Annotated in this window: 17 protein-coding genes; 6 read left to right on the forward strand and 11 right to left on the reverse strand. The window is 39.9% G+C overall.

What is annotated here, in order from left to right; translation table 11 throughout:
- Both ATE34_RS08160 and ATE34_RS08165 read right to left on the reverse strand, forming a co-directional pair.
- Positions 1 to 780: Cof-type HAD-IIB family hydrolase (locus tag ATE34_RS08160; protein ID WP_084911587.1), on the reverse strand; the 780-nt coding region annotated here is incomplete at its 3' end.
- Complete coding sequence (locus ATE34_RS08165) at positions 780 to 1571, reverse strand: Cof-type HAD-IIB family hydrolase (protein ID WP_084911590.1); 792 nt, start codon at positions 1569 to 1571, stop codon at positions 780 to 782. The genes ATE34_RS08160 and ATE34_RS08165, both read right to left, overlap by 1 nt.
- Before the next feature lie 217 nt (positions 1572 to 1788).
- On the opposite strand from ATE34_RS08165, the gene ATE34_RS08170 reads away from it, so the two are divergent.
- Entirely contained in the window at positions 1789 to 2484 is a 696-nt protein-coding gene (locus ATE34_RS08170) for a VIT1/CCC1 transporter family protein (protein WP_000136039.1), read from the forward strand.
- 40 nt (positions 2485 to 2524) lie between these two features.
- Here the strand turns inward: ATE34_RS08170 and ATE34_RS08175 are convergent, their stop codons facing one another.
- Both ATE34_RS08175 and ATE34_RS08180 read right to left on the reverse strand, forming a co-directional pair.
- Complete coding sequence (locus ATE34_RS08175; RefSeq protein ID WP_084911592.1) at positions 2525 to 4513, reverse strand: FtsX-like permease family protein; 1989 nt, start codon at positions 4511 to 4513, stop codon at positions 2525 to 2527.
- Between the two features lies 1 nt (position 4514).
- Positions 4515 to 5273, reverse strand: a complete 759-nt coding sequence (locus ATE34_RS08180) for an ABC transporter ATP-binding protein (protein ID WP_000173369.1) — start codon at positions 5271 to 5273, stop codon at positions 4515 to 4517.
- 443 nt (positions 5274 to 5716) lie between these two features.
- On the opposite strand from ATE34_RS08180, the gene ATE34_RS08185 reads away from it, so the two are divergent.
- Both ATE34_RS08185 and ATE34_RS08190 read left to right on the forward strand, forming a co-directional pair.
- Positions 5717 to 7711 (forward strand): DUF1430 domain-containing protein, encoded by a 1995-nt coding sequence (locus ATE34_RS08185; RefSeq protein WP_084911594.1) that lies wholly within the window; start codon positions 5717 to 5719, stop codon positions 7709 to 7711.
- Between the two features lies 1 nt (position 7712).
- Positions 7713 to 8363, forward strand: a complete 651-nt coding sequence (locus ATE34_RS08190) for an ABC transporter ATP-binding protein (RefSeq protein ID WP_084911597.1) — start codon at positions 7713 to 7715, stop codon at positions 8361 to 8363.
- A 104-nt stretch (positions 8364 to 8467) separates the two neighbouring features.
- Here ATE34_RS08190 and ATE34_RS08195 read toward each other — a convergent pair whose 3' ends face one another.
- From ATE34_RS08195 to ATE34_RS08205, 3 genes are read right to left on the reverse strand one after another with little or no spacing between them, the layout of a single operon-like run.
- Positions 8468 to 8740 carry a PspC domain-containing protein gene (locus ATE34_RS08195; protein ID WP_084911599.1) on the reverse strand — a complete coding sequence of 91 codons (273 nt, stop codon included), beginning with the start codon at positions 8738 to 8740 and terminating at the stop codon, positions 8468 to 8470.
- A 59-nt stretch (positions 8741 to 8799) separates the two neighbouring features.
- Entirely contained in the window at positions 8800 to 9243 is a 444-nt protein-coding gene (locus ATE34_RS08200) for a SprT family protein (RefSeq protein ID WP_084911601.1), read from the reverse strand.
- Positions 9230 to 11359 carry a Tex family protein gene (locus tag ATE34_RS08205; protein WP_084911602.1) on the reverse strand — a complete coding sequence of 710 codons (2130 nt, stop codon included), beginning with the start codon at positions 11357 to 11359 and terminating at the stop codon, positions 9230 to 9232. Before ATE34_RS08205 ends, ATE34_RS08200 begins: the two co-directional genes overlap by 14 nt.
- A 136-nt stretch (positions 11360 to 11495) precedes the next feature.
- Here ATE34_RS08205 and ATE34_RS11300 point away from each other — a divergent pair, with 136 nt between their 5' ends.
- The 3 genes from ATE34_RS11300 to ATE34_RS08220 are packed head-to-tail and all read left to right on the forward strand — an operon-like array spanning position 11496 to position 13345.
- Positions 11496 to 11627 (forward strand): SPJ_0845 family protein, encoded by a 132-nt coding sequence (locus tag ATE34_RS11300; RefSeq protein ID WP_000268697.1) that lies wholly within the window; start codon positions 11496 to 11498, stop codon positions 11625 to 11627.
- Positions 11628 to 12533, forward strand: coding sequence for a permease (locus ATE34_RS08215; RefSeq protein ID WP_084911604.1), 906 nt, complete (start codon positions 11628 to 11630; stop codon positions 12531 to 12533).
- Positions 12530 to 13345 carry a TIGR03943 family putative permease subunit gene (locus ATE34_RS08220; protein WP_084911606.1) on the forward strand — a complete coding sequence of 272 codons (816 nt, stop codon included), beginning with the start codon at positions 12530 to 12532 and terminating at the stop codon, positions 13343 to 13345. The genes ATE34_RS08215 and ATE34_RS08220 overlap by 4 nt, the downstream gene beginning before the upstream one ends.
- A gap of 20 nt (positions 13346 to 13365) precedes the next feature.
- Here ATE34_RS08220 and ATE34_RS08225 read toward each other — a convergent pair whose 3' ends face one another.
- The 4 genes from ATE34_RS08225 to ATE34_RS08240 form a co-directional block, all read right to left on the reverse strand.
- Positions 13366 to 13977 carry a tetratricopeptide repeat protein gene (locus ATE34_RS08225; RefSeq protein ID WP_061588222.1) on the reverse strand — a complete coding sequence of 204 codons (612 nt, stop codon included), beginning with the start codon at positions 13975 to 13977 and terminating at the stop codon, positions 13366 to 13368.
- 17 nt (positions 13978 to 13994) lie between these two features.
- Entirely contained in the window at positions 13995 to 15047 is a 1053-nt protein-coding gene (locus ATE34_RS08230) for a hypothetical protein (RefSeq protein ID WP_061588223.1), read from the reverse strand.
- Between the two features lie 8 nt (positions 15048 to 15055).
- Complete coding sequence (locus ATE34_RS08235) at positions 15056 to 15829, reverse strand: nucleotidyltransferase domain-containing protein (protein ID WP_061588224.1); 774 nt, start codon at positions 15827 to 15829, stop codon at positions 15056 to 15058.
- Positions 15830 to 15963: 134 nt separating this feature from the next.
- Positions 15964 to 16914 (reverse strand): bifunctional riboflavin kinase/FAD synthetase, encoded by a 951-nt coding sequence (locus ATE34_RS08240; protein WP_061588225.1) that lies wholly within the window; start codon positions 16912 to 16914, stop codon positions 15964 to 15966.
- Between the last annotated feature and the right edge of the window lie 99 nt (positions 16915 to 17013).

The raw sequence follows: 17013 nt of genomic DNA on the forward strand, positions 1-17013 counted from the left end.
AACGGCTTCCTCGTCGTTGGTCATCGGGGTAATGACATTGGCAACTTTCTTAACTGCAGGAACTGCATTTTGCATGGCAACTCCCAGACCTGCCCACTCAATCATAGAAAGGTCATTGGCCTCGTCCCCACAAGCCATGACTTGACTTTGATCGATTCCTAGGTGTTTAATTAATTTCGCTAAACCTGTTGCCTTGTGGACGTTTTTCGGCGACCATTCTAGTAAGAGTTCACGTGATTTGAAGATTTCATATTGGTCAAACAAATCTGGAGAAATCTTTTGAATGGCTGCATCTAAGGGTTCTTGGGCAAAGGCAGTCACGCATTTATTATAAGTTACCTGACTAGATAGCTCTTCAAAAGCGACTGGCACGAAAGTCAGAGCTGGATTAAACTTAGCATAGAGACTTTCTTGGTCCGACTGGATTTGATAGACTATTCCTTCTGAAATAGCATCTAACGGCAAACCTAGTTTTTCAGTTTCCTCGTACAATCGTGTCACATCGTCGATAGAAAAGACTGTTTTATCGAGAATCTCTCCCGTATTTTTCTGAACAAGCCCTCCATTAAAAGTGATGGTGTACTCATCCTCCTGTCCATCTGTTCCCAACTCCTTGAGAAAGAAATCCATAGCCTTCAGAGGACGTCCCGTTGTCAGTACGACCTTGATGCCACGATTACGCGCAGCCTTGAGAGCCGCCTTGGTTCGTTCAGTCAATTTTTTATCCGTTGTCAGTAAGGTGCCATCCAAATCGAGTGCAATCAATTTAATATCTGCCATTACAAGCCCTCCATATAAGCCATCACTGACTGGTCCTTATGATGGCCAATCACTGCTTCTGCTAATTCTAAAATCTCTGGTCGTGCATTTTCAGGAGCGATTGGGTGTCCCACAACCTGCATCATGTGAAGGTCATTGAGATTATCGCCAAATGCCATAACCTGATCCATGGTTAGACCAAGTTTTTTTGCCAGCTCAACAATAGCCACACCCTTATCAACGTAGTCCAAGACAATATCGATGGATTCAAAACCTGTTGTCATGGCTTTCACACCAGGAACATTTTCGTTGACCCATGCCTCTCCAGCTTCTATCGTTTCTTCAGTAAAGTTAGTAGTGAATTTAAAAATCTCATCTGTGATATCTTCTAAACTCGCTACTTTTTGAATGTTTTCATTGTAGTGACGGCTAAACATCAGATAGGTCTCATCCACTGTTTCCAAAACATAACAAGCTTTTTTCCCAGTCAAGAGCATTTTTCTTTCATCAAAATAGGGCGATTTCTTTAAAGCTTCAAAAGTGCTCAAGTAAAAATCCCGAGACATAGTAGCCTCATACATATCCTCGCCATGAAACTCAACATAGCTCCCATTTTCAGCTATAAAAATCACTTCATCACGCACATCCGCAAACAACTTTTTCAGGGACAAGATACCGCGACCTGAAGCCACAGCAAAAAAAATCCCCTTTTCCTTGTAGGAAACAAGCAAGTTTTTGAGGCGTTCCATATCAAACCGACCCTCTCCGTCTAGAAAGGTTCCATCCATATCGGTTGCTACAAGTTTAATCATAAAATCCTTCATACTCCAAATGATAAATCTATCTTCTATTATACCATAGATAAGCTAAAAAAGGACTTGTACAGTAGGATTGGCAACTGTATTGCCGTGCTTTTTCGGTAAAGTCGAAAAGAGCTTAAAAATTAGAATCGTAGAACTTTTTTCAGATAGTTTAAAAAGTTTGTATTCCCCTTCTCTTTTCTCTATAATGGAGAGAAAGGAGATGACTATGACAGAAATAAAACATGAAATTGATGCTAACTTTGCAGGACGACTCAATATCCTACGCGCAGGTGTTCTGGGTGCCAATGATGGAATTATTTCCATCGCTGGAGTCGTTATCGGCGTTGCCAGTGCGACAAGCAATATCTGGATTATCTTTTTATCAGGATTGGCCGCTATCCTTGCTGGTGCTTTTTCTATGGCAGGTGGCGAATATGTCTCTGTATCCACTCAGAAAGACACGGAAGAAGCCGCTGTTGCCAGAGAACAGTTGCTCTTGGATAAGGACATTGAATCTGCAAAACAATCCCTCTACGCAGCTTACCTACAAAATGGTGAGTGTGAAACGTCCGCCCAACTCTTGACCAACAAAGCCTTTTTAAAAAATCCCCTCAAAGCCTTGGTCGAAGAAAAGTATGGAATCGAGTACGAAGAGTTTACCAACCCTTGGCATGCTGCTATCTCTAGCTTTATCGCCTTTGTACTGGGAAGTCTTCCTCCTATGCTTTCCATCACCGTCTTTCCAAGCGACTATCGTATTCCAGCAACTGTTCTTATCGTAGCCCTTTCCCTTCTTATTACGGGCTATACCAGTGCTAAATTAGGAAAAGCTCCTACGAAAACTGCTATGATCCGTAACCTCTGTATCGGACTTCTCACCATGGGAGTAACCTTCCTCTTAGGACAACTCTTTAGTATCTAATATAAAAGAAATACCTCGACCAGCATCGAGGTATCTTTTTTTACATTTGCACAATCTTGCGATAGCTTCTTGAGGTAATCATAAAGATTAAAACATAGACGATGAGGAAGATCGCACAAATCGACAAAGTGACAGTCAACATCATGGTTGCATCTAGTACCCCAATGACTTTTAGGATGAGGCTAAGCATATGATAGGCAAAGGCAAGGTGTAGGAAGGCAAAGAGCAATGGGAGGAAGAAAACAGTTAGGACCTGTTTATTGATGGTTTGCTTGATTTGCTTTTGATCGAGACCGACTTTTTGCAAAATGATGAAGCGTTCACGGTCTTCATAGCCTTCAGAGATTTGTTTGTAGTAGATGACAAGAACAGTTCCCACCATAAAGATGATAGAGAGGAAAATACCGATAAAGAAAACTCCACCAAAGAGAGCACTCACCTGCGCACTGCTATCAGCCAGATTACTTCCGTAAACATAGCTTCCTTCTTTGTTTAATTCTCTATTAAAGTTGTTGACGAATTTTGAATAATCATCTGCAATTTTAAGCTGCTCTTCCTCGCTAGCCGTTACGTTCATACCACCGTAGTATTGATTAAAGATGGAAGAATTAGGATACTGGTCAAGAAAGGCTTTCAAGTCAGGAACAACCAGATAGTTATAGTCCGAAGTTAGAATATTGTACTGATTTGGGACATGTTCAAAAATAAAATCATTTTTGATTTCTTCCTTTATTGTATAGGTCTGGTCATTTAGAGTCAGTTCTTTCTGTCCTTGAAGTGCTTTGTTTTTAGTAAACAATCCGACTTCCTTACCTGAAAGTGCAAGTTTTTGCCCCGTCATATTCTCATAGTCTTTTTGATCAAAGACCATAAAAATAGTTTTCGGTTGAACACGATTTTGACCTTTCTCAAAGATTGTCAATTTCGTACCTTCTTGGTTTGCCACACCAAAGTTACTGTATGTAAGGACTTCTTTCTTTGTGACAGTCAATCCTTTATCGCTAGCATACTGGTCTAGGAGTTTATTTATGTCTTCTTTTTCAACATTCTGTCCTGTAATTCCAAAATCATGTGGATTCATGACTTTCTTGAAAGTTTCAGAGCCTTTAAAGATACTCGTTGCAGCAGACATAGTCACCAAGACCATGGTTGAAAGAATAGCAATCGTTGCTAGGCCAACCGCATTTTTCTTCATACGAAAAATGAGATTGGATACGGAAATCATGTTGTTAGGTTGGTAATAGTAACGCTTGTTTTTCTTCAAGATTTGTAGGAAAACTGTGATTCCTGCATTGAAGAGAAGATAAGTTCCCAAAATTACCAACAAGACTGCTACAAAGAAAATCAGAACGGCAGAAAGTGGATTTTCAACTGTAACTGCTAGATAATAACCAGCTCCCAAACTGATTAGACCTAGAATGGTTTGAAGACCTAAGAAACGTCCTTTTTTCTCACCACTGGCTTTTTCACGGGAGAGCTGAAGAGCATTCATGCGAGCGATGCGAAAGGCATTGATAAAAATTAGACCTAGGAAGATAGCTCCAAAGACGATAAGAACTAGGATAAAGACAATTGGTTGGAAAGTCGAAACGAGCTCTACTTTCATTTTCATCAGCTTCAGAAGCAGGGCAAAGATTAGCTTATCAAAGAGAGCTCCTAGACCGAGACCAGCTGTCAGCGTTAAGGAACCAAAAATAAGAAGCTCTTTAAAAACCATACTGATCAAATGGCGCTTTTCAAGACCCAGCATACCATATACACCTAGCTCCTTGGAGCGGTTCTTCATGACAAAACTATTGGCATAAAGTACAATAATTCCAGAAGCGATGGTAACAACTACCATACCGAGAGCAAGCGTCATAGAGATAGTTTCTCCCCCTCGGATCTTGCCAATATTAGGGTTCAGTGACAAAGAGTAAAAGAGATAGGTGATGGTCACTGCTAAGAGAACAGCTAAGGCAAAGGGATAGTAGAGTTTGCGGTTTTTAATCAAGTTAGATACCGCTAACTTATTGGTTAATCGGAACATACTAATTCACCTCGCTTGCCATAACAGTCAAGGTATCAGAGATTTCTTGGAACATCTGACGCTCTGTCTTGTCTCCACGGTAGATTTGGTTGTAAAGAATGCCGTCCTTGATAAAGAGAACACGCTTGGCCCTGCTGGCTGCTGCCGTTGAGTGAGTTACCATGAGAATGGTTTGGCCACGTTCATTGATTTCATCAAAAACATCGAGTAAGGCTGCAGATGACTTGGAGTCAAGAGCTCCTGTTGGCTCATCGGCAAGGAGGATTTCAGGTTCTGTGATGATGGCGCGTGCTACTGCAACCCTCTGTTTTTGACCACCCGAGATTTCATAAGGATACTTCTCTTGCAATTGGTTGATACCCAAATTTTCAGCTGTGACTACCAATTTTTTCATCATCTCCGTGATGGGTTTTCGAGATAAAACTAGCGGAAGCAAGATATTGTCCTTAACAGACAAGGTATCTAGTAAGTTAAAGTCTTGGAAGACAAATCCCAACTTCTCACGTCGGAAGCTCGAAGCCTGAGAATTTTTAATGGTTGCTGTGTCTGTTCCATTCAGGTAAACCTGCCCGCGAGTTGGCTTATCCAGCATAGCTAGGATGTTGAGTAGAGTTGATTTCCCAGAACCAGACTCTCCCATGATGGCAACGTAGTCACCCTTTTCCACGGTAAAGTGAATGTCCTTGAGAGCCTCAACTTGGTTGCCTTGGAAACGTGTTTTGTAGATTTTTTGAACGTGTTTTACATCTAAAAGTGTCATGATTTTCTCCTTCTTAGTATCCCATCATTTGAAACTGTGCTTGCATCATAGCGCATCCTAGTTGAACACGCTCGATATCTTTTTGACTTGGTTTTCTTCTTTTCTTTTGTAAAATTCTTTTCATGGTTTTGCTCCTTTGTTCTTTATGAGTCTAGTTTATCGCAAAAAAAGGTTGCTTGCCATAACCTAACCTTACAAAAGAGACTTTTATCTTACATTTTTGTAAGGTTGAAGAATTTTTTTGAAAATAGCTACTATAAGAAGTCCTGTCATTGCTTGTTTTATTTTTAAAAAAGGAATAAAATATAATTATGAAAGGGTTTTCTTCGATACCTTGTAAAACTTTAGTTTTTTAGTGCTTATTTTAAAAAGTAGTAAGCTATAATTCGTATAACTGCAATGAAGAGGGAGGTTGATCTCCCTCTTTTTAGAAAGAGGTTCCTATGAAACGTATATTTCTCTTCATCAGCAATCTTCTTTTAACTTTCTTCCTCATTGCCACTCTGTCCTTTTGGAAAGACTCTCTTCCACAAATCCTGTTCCCAGGTGCAGCAGTATTAAGTGGGCAAGCAGATTATTCTACCGTTAAAGAAGAATTAAATAGTCTTGCTAAAGAACATAATAGTCTTATCGCAAGAACCATTTGGGAAGTAGATAGTGATGGAAAATCACAAACTTACTACGAAGTTTTTGGAGATGGGAAACTCCCAGACTGGATGCCTCCAGCAAGTCAAGAAAGCATTCACAAGAGCGATCTTCTCAACAACTACAATATTATCAGCGGATCCCTAACTAGTCAAGAATTGGCCACTCGTCTGAAAGAACTTGGACTAGAAAAAGCGAATGCATTTGAAAATGACAGAGTATCCTTTGTACTTGCCCTCTTTACCCAACCTAATCAGCTTACCAGTATGTTAATCTTTTTGCTGACTTTCTTAGCTTTGATTGTTATTGGCCAAATTCAATCTCTCTCTCAGTCAGGGATTCGGTTGATTTCTGGAGAACGACTGAGCCATCTCTTCTTTCGTTCTCTCGCAAGAGACGGACTTGATATCCTTCTTTTTGGTCTTCCTGCTTTGCTGATAGCAAGTGTCTTGCTCATTTCCCTAGGATATCCTTATGAGGTTCAAACTTTTTTAGGAATACTTTTTATTCTTTACAATAGCCTACTTTTCTTACTTAGTCTCCTAATTGCCCTTCTTTTTACCATTTCTTTGAAAAAAGTTCATCTCCTCTCTATCATCAAAGGGAAATTACCAATCAAGTCAATCCTACGCATTCTCTACTTTGGTCAGGTACTTGCCATTCTACTGGTTATTGTAGGATTTGGACGAATGTCTACTTACTATCATATACTTGAGAAAAATGAGGCTGGACAAGCTACTTGGAAACAACACTCCAATATTGTTAATCTTCAAACAGGTCGTTCAAGTCAGATGAAAAATTTAGATGAACTGCAGACAAATGCTGATAAATGGTTTGACTTTATTCAGCATGCTATAGATAATGAGAATGCCTTCCTTATTAAACATAATCTCGCTATTCAAGCTATAAAACATTCTCTTTCAACTCATAATGATTCTGAACAAAATCCCTATGACTTGGAAGGGAAAAATATTCTCTATGTAACACCTGACTACTTCAAAAAAGAAGGTATAGAGTTAACATCAGAAACTTTTAAAAAAATCAATAATCTAAAAGATGGACAGATCCTTGCCATACTCCCAGAAGAACTACAAAAAAATGAAAAAGATATAAAATCAACCTTGCAACAAGAGTTAACCAACCGATTATACAGTAGCAAGTCTAATCAAACTGTCGAAGTTAGTATAGCTTATACCAATCAAAATAATGATGTATTTCTCTATAATACCACCCATATTGCTTATGATCAATGGTTATCAAATCCCATCTTTCTTGTGCTTTCTCCTAAAGCACTTGGCAAGGCTTCCTCTATCTTCTGGTTTACAAATCTAGAATATCTCTATTTTACAGACCTCCACCAGACACAAGAACTTTTGAAACACTATCAACTTGATCAAATGGTCTCAGGTCTATCGTCTGCTAGGGAAACCTATCTCCAGTTAAATCAAAAAATTAAAATCGAAATTTTTAGTAACTTAGCGAGTGCTATGTTTGCTATTTTGACTTCAATTTTGCTGTTTACAAGTTTAAATCTGCTCTATTTTGAAGCCTTTCGCAAAACCATATTCTTGAAAAAAATAGCAGGCTATTATTTCTTTGAATTACACAATAGATATATCACTTCTCAAATAGCAGCTCTCTTTCTCGGAAGTGGTCTAGCTTTCATTATTTCTAAGAATATCTGGATTACCCTGATCCTATTTTTCAGCTTTTTAAGTTTAGCCGTTCTTCTATTGAAGATCTTTGATAAGAAGGAAAGCAAAACCTATGTTAGCATTATCAAAGGAGGATAGCATGATTGAATTGCAACATATTTGGAAACAATTTGGTTCTCGTATTATTTTTTCAGACTTGAATCTGAATTTTCAAAGTGGTATGGTGTATGCTTTGATAGGAGACAGTGGTTGTGGAAAAACCACTTTGCTCAATATGCTTGCAAAACTAGAGACTTTCGACAAAGGAGAAATCGTTTACAAAGAAAAGTCTTTGACTTCACTAAAAAATGAGGAATTCTATCGTAACGAGCTAGGTTATCTCTTCCAGAACTTCGGACTATTAGAAAGTCAGACCATTCGAGAAAACCTTGAGCTGGGACTGATTGGCAAAAAACAGAACAAGAAACAAGAAAAAGAGAGACTTCTTCTTCAAGCACTACAAGCTGTCAGACTAGATTATCTAAGCCTCAACCAAAAAATCTATGAATTATCTGGTGGTGAAGCTCAACGCGTAGCGCTTGCTAAGATTATCCTGAAAGATCCTCCTTTAATTTTAGCCGATGAGCCTACCGCCTCGCTAGATCCAAAAAATTCCAAGGAAATTATGGAAATTCTCCTTGAACTTCGTAATGCTAATAGAACAATTATCATCGCAACTCACAATCCTAGTATCTGGAAAATGGCTGATCAGGTAATTCATCTCTCTCAAGATGGAAAAGAATATACTTAAATACCAAAATCCCTTGTGGCTAAATAACCACAAGGGATTTTCAGTCATTTATGCTACTTCTTTTAAGTAACATAGTGCAAATAATAAATACTTCCTGTTAAATCTCACCAAAACCAACCATCATTGTCTTCAATGGCTTGGGCTTCCTTGCGTTTGCGTGGTCCTGTTCCGTACATTTCAGCTTCAATCTCTTCCTTAGTTGGCAGGATAGAGGCGAGAATGATGTAAATAATCACACCGATCCCAAAATTTGATATGGTAAAAATGGAGAAGAGAAAGCGGACTAGGGTTACATCAAGTTTCCACTTGTCTGATAGGCCAGCCAAAACTCCTGACACCATGCGATTTCGTCTCATTTTATAAAATTTTGTATTCATGATTGTTTCCTCTTTCGGTATTCTTACAAAGAGTATAGCATAAAACGGGACCAAGAACATCAGTCCTTAGGCCGATTTAAGACAACGAGTTTACCTCGGCAGACGCCACAGCGATAGCGTTTTGTGTCAATCCTTCTCTTGCGTTGATAGATTTGCTGGCAGGATTGGCACTGATAGACTAGGTAGGTACTTTGGTCTTTCAAAGGGGGAACAAAGCGCAGTCCATCCACTTCTTTCAACAGTTTCTTAAAATCTTGGTCCTTATGCCGATAACCCTTTTTCTGAAAATAAAGGTGGTAGTGACAGAGTTCATGGCGAACGATTTTCCGAAAGACCTCCAAACCTAGTTCATTATAAGTCTTGGGATTAAAGTCCAAATGCCCATCCTTAGGGAAAAATCGTCCACCTGTCGTTCGCAGACGAGAATTCCACTGGGCTTGGTGTGTAAAAGGTCTACCAAAGTCTTCGAGGGAAACAGACTGAACATACTCAGTTAGATTCATCTGGAGCGAGGAGCGACAGATTGACTTTTTCACGTTCAGTATCGATTTTTTTAACCCAAACTGTTACCAAATCTCCGACTGAAACCACTTGACTGGGGTGTTTGATAAATTTGCGACTCATATGAGAAATATGAATGAGACCATCCTCGTGAATCCCGATATCAACGAAGGCACCGAAGTCAACGACATTACGTACCACACCTTCTAGCTTCTGCCCAACAACAAGATCTTTGATATCCAGAACATCTTGACGAAGCACAGGTGCATCAAAGGAATCACGAAAATCACGACCTGGTTTGAGAAGATCTGCAATAATATCTTTAAGGGTTTCTGGACCAAGATCCAGTTCGCACGCCATTTCCTTGACTGAAAGGGACTTAAGCTTATTTTGAGCCTCTTCATTCAAGTCCTTGATATCCAAGCGTTTGAAGAGTTCCTTGACCGCAGCATAGTTCTCTGGGTGAACTCCAGTATTATCTAGGATATTGCTACTTTCAGGAATACGGAGGAAACCTGCAGCCTGCTCAAAGGCTTTAGCTCCCAAACGAGGAACCTTCTTAATTTGAGCGCGTGAAGTGATTTTTCCTTCTTCTTCACGGTATTTGACAATATTTTCAGAGATGGTTTTATTGAGTCCAGCTACGTGTGAAAGAAGAGCTGGGCTGGCCGTATTGACATTGACACCGACTTGGTTTACCACGGTATCCACGACAAAGTCTAGACTTTCAGACAGTTTCTTCTGACTAACATCGTGTTGGTATTGACCAACACCGATTGACTTGGGATCGATTTTTACCAATTCAGCAAGGGGATCTTGCAAACGACGGGCGATAGAGATAGCCGATCGTTTTTCAACGGTTAATTCTGGAAATTCCTGACGAGCAAGGTCGCTAGCAGAGTAGACAGAAGCGCCACTTTCATTGACGATAACATAGCTGACTTCAGGAAAATCTTTCAGAACTTCCGCCACAAAGGCTTCACTTTCCCGACTAGCCGTTCCATTTCCGATGGCAATAATTTCCACGCCATACTGGCCAATCAAGTCTGCCAAATCTTTCTTGGCTTCTTCAATCTGACGAGCTGATGCTGGTTTAACAGGATAGATGACTTGGGTCGTCAGCATTTTCCCCGTTGCATCAACGACTGCCAGCTTGGCACCTGTACGAAATGCAGGGTCAAAGCCTAAAACCACGCGCCCTTTTAGCGGAGCAACCAAGAGGAGATTGCGCAGATTATCCGAAAAGAGTTGGATAGCCCCTTCTTCTGCCTTCTCGGTTAATTCTGTCCGAATGCGGCGCTCGATAGCAGGCAAGACCTTTTTCTTAACTGACTGTTGAACAACTTCATCAATATAGGCATTCTTCACCTTGAAACGAGTAGCAAAGAAAGCTAGGATACGATCCGTCGCATGTTCAAAGCCAACTTTCAAGATGCCTAGTTTTTCCCCACGATTGAGGGCCAAGGTACGATAACCTTGCATATTTCCAACCGTTTCTGAAAAATCATAATAAATCTGAAAAACTTGTTTTTCATCAAGATTTTCATCTTTGACTTGCGAAGTGATTTTAGAGTGTCTCAACACTTCCTGATAGGTCATAGCACGTAGATTGACATCTTCAGATAGGGCTTCGACCAAGATATCAACCGCACCTGCCAAGGCTTCTTGACCAGTCGCAAATCCTTCACAGACAAACTTCTCAGCTTCTTTCTCTAAGCTAGTAACATTCTGCAAAATCAAGCGAGCAAGAGGAAAGAGTCCAGCTTCACGGGCAATGGTTGCCTTGGTCCGACGCTTTTCCTTGTATGGAAGATACAGTTCTTCTACGTCTGCTAATTTCTCAGCTGTCAGGATAGCTTCTTCCAATTCCTTGGTTAGTTTGCCTTGTTCTTGAATCTTAGCCAAGACAGCTTCCTTGCGGTCATTGAGATTAGTCAGGCTTTTATCCAAGTCGATAATGGCCTTAATCACCACCTCATCCAGACTACCAGTCATGTCCTTCCGATAACGTGCGATAAAGGGAATTGTCGCCCCCTCAGCCGTCAAACTTAGAACGGTATCGATTTGCTTTAAGGTTACACCCAAATCTTGGGAAATTTTTTCGTATTTTTTATCCATGAATCTATTATACCATAAGGGACAGCCCTTGTTTCACCTTACCTGTTTTTACCTCTTTGATTATCAAAATAAAAATAATCCCTTTTCCGCAAAATAATAGTATAATAGAGGTAGAATGTAGAAAAGAGGTAAGCCCATGGCTGTTAAATTTACAAAAACGGATGATTTGGACAAGATGTTTGAAGAATTCGCCAAACTTCCTGACTTAACACAAGTCACTTTCCCAGATGACAAAAACAAAAAAGAAAAAGTTGAGAAGAAAAAATAGATGGCACTTTTCCAATCTCTTCCTCCTAGTGTATTACAAGCGGGAGCCATTTTTCTCTCTATCATCATCGAAGCCCTTCCTTTTGTTCTGATTGGGAGTCTCATTTCAGGCTGGATTGAAGTCTATATCACACCAGATAAAGTCACTGAGTTTCTCCCTCGCAATCGTTGGGGGAGGATTTTTTTTGGTACCTTCATTGGCTTTCTCTTCCCATCCTGCGAGTGTGGAATCGTTCCGATTATCAATCGTTTTTTGGAAAAGAAAGTTCCCAGCTACACGGCCGTTCCCTTTCTGGTGACTGCTCCCATCATCAATCCTATCGTTCTTTTCGCTACTTATTCTGCCTTTGGCAATTCATTAAAGCTTGCCTTTTTGCGAGCTCTGGGAGCCATTATAGTTGCTTTGGTTCTGGGTATTTTTCTAGGATTTTTCTGGAAGGAACCCATTCAAAAAGAGAATCCTATTGCTTGTCATGAACATGACTTTCCACACTTGACCCCTGCTAGAAAAGTCTTTCAGGTCTTTATACAGGCTATTGACGAGTTTTTCGATATGGGGCGTTACCTGGTCTTTGGCTGTCTCTTTGCAGCTATCGTGCAAGTCTATGTCCCGACTCGGATCCTCACCTCTATCAGTGCTAGTCCACTCCTTGCGATTCTCTTGCTCATGTTTCTTGCCTTTCTCCTTTCCCTCTGTAGTGAGGCGGATGCCTTTATCGGTGCTTCTCTCCTCTCTAGTTTTGGTCTTGCTCCTGTTCTTGCCTTTCTGGTCATCGGCCCCATGCTTGATATCAAAAATCTCCTCATGATGAAACACTACCTCAAAGCGCGCTTCATCTGGCAATTCACGGGCATCGTGACTCTGCTTGTCTTACTTTATTCTTACATGATGGGGGTGATGTTATGATTCGATTTATCATTCTATTGTGCTATTTTGCTCTGACCCTTTATCTACAGCTATCTGGCAAGCTTAATCACTACATTAACCTCCACTATTCCTATCTAATCTATATTTCTATGGTCCTTTCTCTTCTGTTGGCTCTGGTCCAATTCTATATCTGGATCAAGAAAATCAACTCTCACAGCCATTTGGAAAGCCGTCGAGCTAGACGAATCAGCATCCTTTTACTGTCTCTACCTCTCTTGATTGGAATTGCCTTTCCGACAGTAAGTTTGGACTCAAGAACCGTATCTGCCAAAGGCTATCATTTCCCTCTTGCTGAGGGAATCAACACAGCCATTCAGGCAAGCGAAGGAACATCCAGTCAATACCTCAAACCCGATACCAGTACCTATTTTTCCAAATCTGCTTATGAAAAGGAAATGAGGACAACAGCTGACAAATACCTATCCTTGCCAACCATTCAGGTCACAGACGAAAACTATATGGAAGTCATGGAAGTTCTCTATGACTATCCACAAGAGTTTGAAGGAAAACAAATCGAGTTTACAGGCTTTGTTTATAACGATCCTAGCCATCCAGATAGCCAATTTCTCTTTCGCTTTGGAATCATCCACTGTATCGCAGACTCTGGTGTATACGGACTCTTGACCAAGGGAAACTCACGCCAGTATCCTGACAATACCTGGATTACCGCTAGGGGAACCCTGACACTCCACTACCATAAAGAACTCAAACAAAAACTCCCAACACTGGAAGTTGAGAGTTTCACAAAAGTAGACAAACCTGAAAATCCTTATGTCTATCGTGTGTTTTAATAAAAAGTAGCCTGAAAAGGCTATTTTTTATTATTTAGTAAGTTTCTAACCTCTTGAGCACCAATCTGATCGCCTGCCTTTTCAAAAAGAGCAATAGCTTGTAAAAAATTTTCATGTGATTCTTCAGCATTTTGTATCGAACCAATCTCTCCTAAACCTCTATAGGCACAAGCTTGGGCAATCAAATCATCTGTTTGCAAAGCTTGTTTTAAGGACTGTTCCATATACATGAATGCTTCTACTACTTTCCCTAGCTTTAATCGTAAATAACCTTGCTCATAATTGTTAATAGAAGATTTGAGAGAATCCTCTGTAAAAGCTTCTTCAATGATTTTTTGCTCTCTTTCGATATAGAAAAGGGCCGTTAGAAATTCATTCATTTCACGATAAACCATGGCTAACTGATGATAGCCTATATGTTCATTTTCTGGGTCACTTTTAGTTCGTGCTAAGTCAATGTAACGCTGATAGATACTTAAGCACTCGTTGTAATTTTGTTCTTCAAGATAAATATACCCCATCAAATTTAACAAACTAAAATCTGTGCAAGTTTCCAATAAAAAATCAGCTTCAACTAATTTTTTAGCCTCATTAATTTTACCCTCAAACAATAAATCCCATGCTTGATTCATACATATCCTCCTACATCTTACGTTGTATAGAAATCTATTGACAAATCGCTATCAGACTCGTATTTTTTCCAAGCTAAACTGAAGCCATAATAATCTTCAAATTCAGGGTGCCAGTCATAATAAAGTGGGATACGACTATATTTTCTTGCAACAACTTCGTCTTCAAATTCTGGCGACTCTCCTGCAGTAATACCAAATTGAAGACCATTTAGTTCCCAGCTATTGCCCCAAACGTTTTCATCAGAGAGAACATCGATCCATCTAGAAGCATCAATATCAAAATCTGCACATAATTCCAGTTCATAGAATCTTCTACAGTTAATCTCTGAAGGTTTTATATAAAGGGCGCTATCAACTTGGTATTTTTTATCTTTGACTTGAATCTGTGTGATTTTCATTGGAATCGGAACTCCATTTAATTCTAACCAGAAATATCCTAAAGGAGTTTTTATACTATAATATGTTTGCTGAGAGTTGGAGTTAGCGTTTTTGGAGCAAGCATCAAGAATTCTTCCCAGCTTTATTATATTTCTACAAACGTTTTTCGAAGTGATTGGGTCGAAATGTGAATACCTACGAATGACACGTTTTAACTTTTCAACAGGAAAAGTGATATCCTTTGGTAGGGCATGATACTTCTGTACAACTAAAGCAGTTTTTTCAGTATTTTCCTTCCCGACTGGGACAATAACAGCGTGTCCAATATGGATATTTGGGTCATCACAGATATAAGTATAACCATTCCCTCCCTCTTGAAACTCAACCACAACAAGATTTAACTCTTGATCTGGATCAAAGAGAGGCTCTATCTTTTCGACTTTCTGACGTTCATAAAAAGTAAATCGATCTCCATCCCCGTCTTCGCCAAAAACCATGAAACTGCCACACTCAGGGCACTTCCACATATAAAATGAGGCCTCTGAAATGTCTTCATAAGAAATTGAATCATTACCATCTTTTTTATTCATGATTTCTACTAATAACTCATCCGAATAAACTGAATAAGCATTTGGATCGGGCGCTCGGTGGTCATTCATTGCTTGCCCACATTTACATGTCCATTTACCCATAAAAAACCTCAGTCGTGGCCTAATTCTTCAAGGAAAAATTGATTTAGAGCTTTCCACTCTTTCTTTTCCTCTCTAACACTTTGAACGTATGCATCCAGCTCTTGGATGTTAGCTAAAATATAATCTTGAATTGGCATTATCGGATCAATTTCCATACCTTCAGGCCCATTTATCTTAATGTCTAGCAATCTTGAAACATGCTCCTGCATTTGAGACGGAAGTAATTCTTTGACCAAATCATCAAACAAAATCGGTGGAACAGAATGGTATTTTTCAATCCAGCGACAGGCTAAAATAGGACGAAGCGCATAGAAATACTTTTTAGGTTTGACCTTGTCTCCAGAAAGATACTTATTCATTTGAGTTCTTGCAGTGTTCAAGTAATGATGGAGAATTTTTTTCTCAGAAAAATACTGGTTGGCAAGTGGACGTATGCGCTCAATAAAATCCGTTTGTTGATAAACAATTGGAGACTGTAACCATTCAAATAGTGTTGGATTTGACTTATAAAGGAGTTTTAAAGTCTTGTCTAAATCCCAGCCACTCACATCCCAAGTATCGTCAATTGGTAGCTCGATAACATCGCGCTGTTCATTCAAACGGAGATAAAAATCCTGCTTGTGTTTGTAGATAAATCGCACATCAAAGTCACTATCAGGAGACTCAAATCCCCAAGCACGACTACCAGACTCAATAGCCCACAAAACTTTGACACCATAATCACGCTCAATTTCTGCTAATTTTTCCGGTACCAAAACAATCATTTCTTCTTGCGTTTGCATAATAAAGCCTCGTCTATAATTTGGACATAAATAGCTGCTAAAATAGGTAACTAAGAGGACTGAAAGTGCGTTATATCAAACTTTCAAAACTACTAGAAAAAAACTAATCCTTCTAGTAGATTTTCAGACGTTTTCTATACCTCAGCCCCTTGAATGACCGAGTCCCCATCCTTCCAGTTCCGAGCAATTTCTTCGTCTTTCTGGAGTTGGTCTACGAGCTCGTCAATGGAGTCAAATTTGACCATATCACGGACACGGTCCAGCCAGTAGACCATGACAGTCTCACCATAAATATCATCTGAAAAGTCAAAAATATTGACTTCAAAACGTGGCTCTTCTCCATCGAAAGTAACATTTTTCCCAACACTTGCCATGCCACGATATCTCTGACGTTGTACTTCTACATCGACTACATAAACGCCGTCTGCTGGCATATAAGTTCGATCTCTTAGGACTAGATTGGCTGTTGGATAACCGATAGTACGCCCACGAGCATTTCCGTGAACGACCATTCCGCGAGTTGGAAGCGGTGTGCCTAGTAGATGGTTGACTTCCTTGACATCACCATCAAGAATAGCTTGGCGAATCCGTGTGGAACTGATCTTGCCCTTTTCGTCCTCGACCGGAGGAACAATGATAATCTCTCCATCAAAATAATCCTTCAGGTCATCCGCAGTTTTCTTATCTGAACCAAACGTGTAATCAAATCCTGCTACGATAATCGCTGGTTTTAAAGCTCTAACATAGGTATCAAAGAATTCTTGACCTGTTAGACTAGCAAATTTGCTACTAAAGTCCAGTAAGAAGAGAGCCTCAACTCCGTGCCACTTCATCTTGTGCTCCCGTTCCTCATGGTTGACGATGTGAAGCATGAGCTCAGGTTGGTAAGGTTGTAAGGCAAGTTTTGGCGACTCTGTAAAGGTCATCACGACAACTGGCAGGTAGTCCTTCATCGAAGCCTTACTGGCCACTTCAAAAAGTTTCTGATGCCCCTTGTGGATGCCATCAAAATAACCTAGTACAAGGACCGTTTTACCCGGTACTGCAATGTCTTTTTCGTTCTTAATAGGTACTGTTGTAATCATGAAACTATTATATCATAGAGAAAGTCTTTTCGCTAAGAGGAAATCCCAAATGTCGTTTTTTGCGCCTGAACTGACCTTGATAGACAATTCAAGCTATGA

The sequence above is a fragment of the Streptococcus oralis subsp. tigurinus genome (assembly GCF_002093545.1).
GTDB lineage: Bacteria > Bacillota > Bacilli > Lactobacillales > Streptococcaceae > Streptococcus > Streptococcus oralis_C.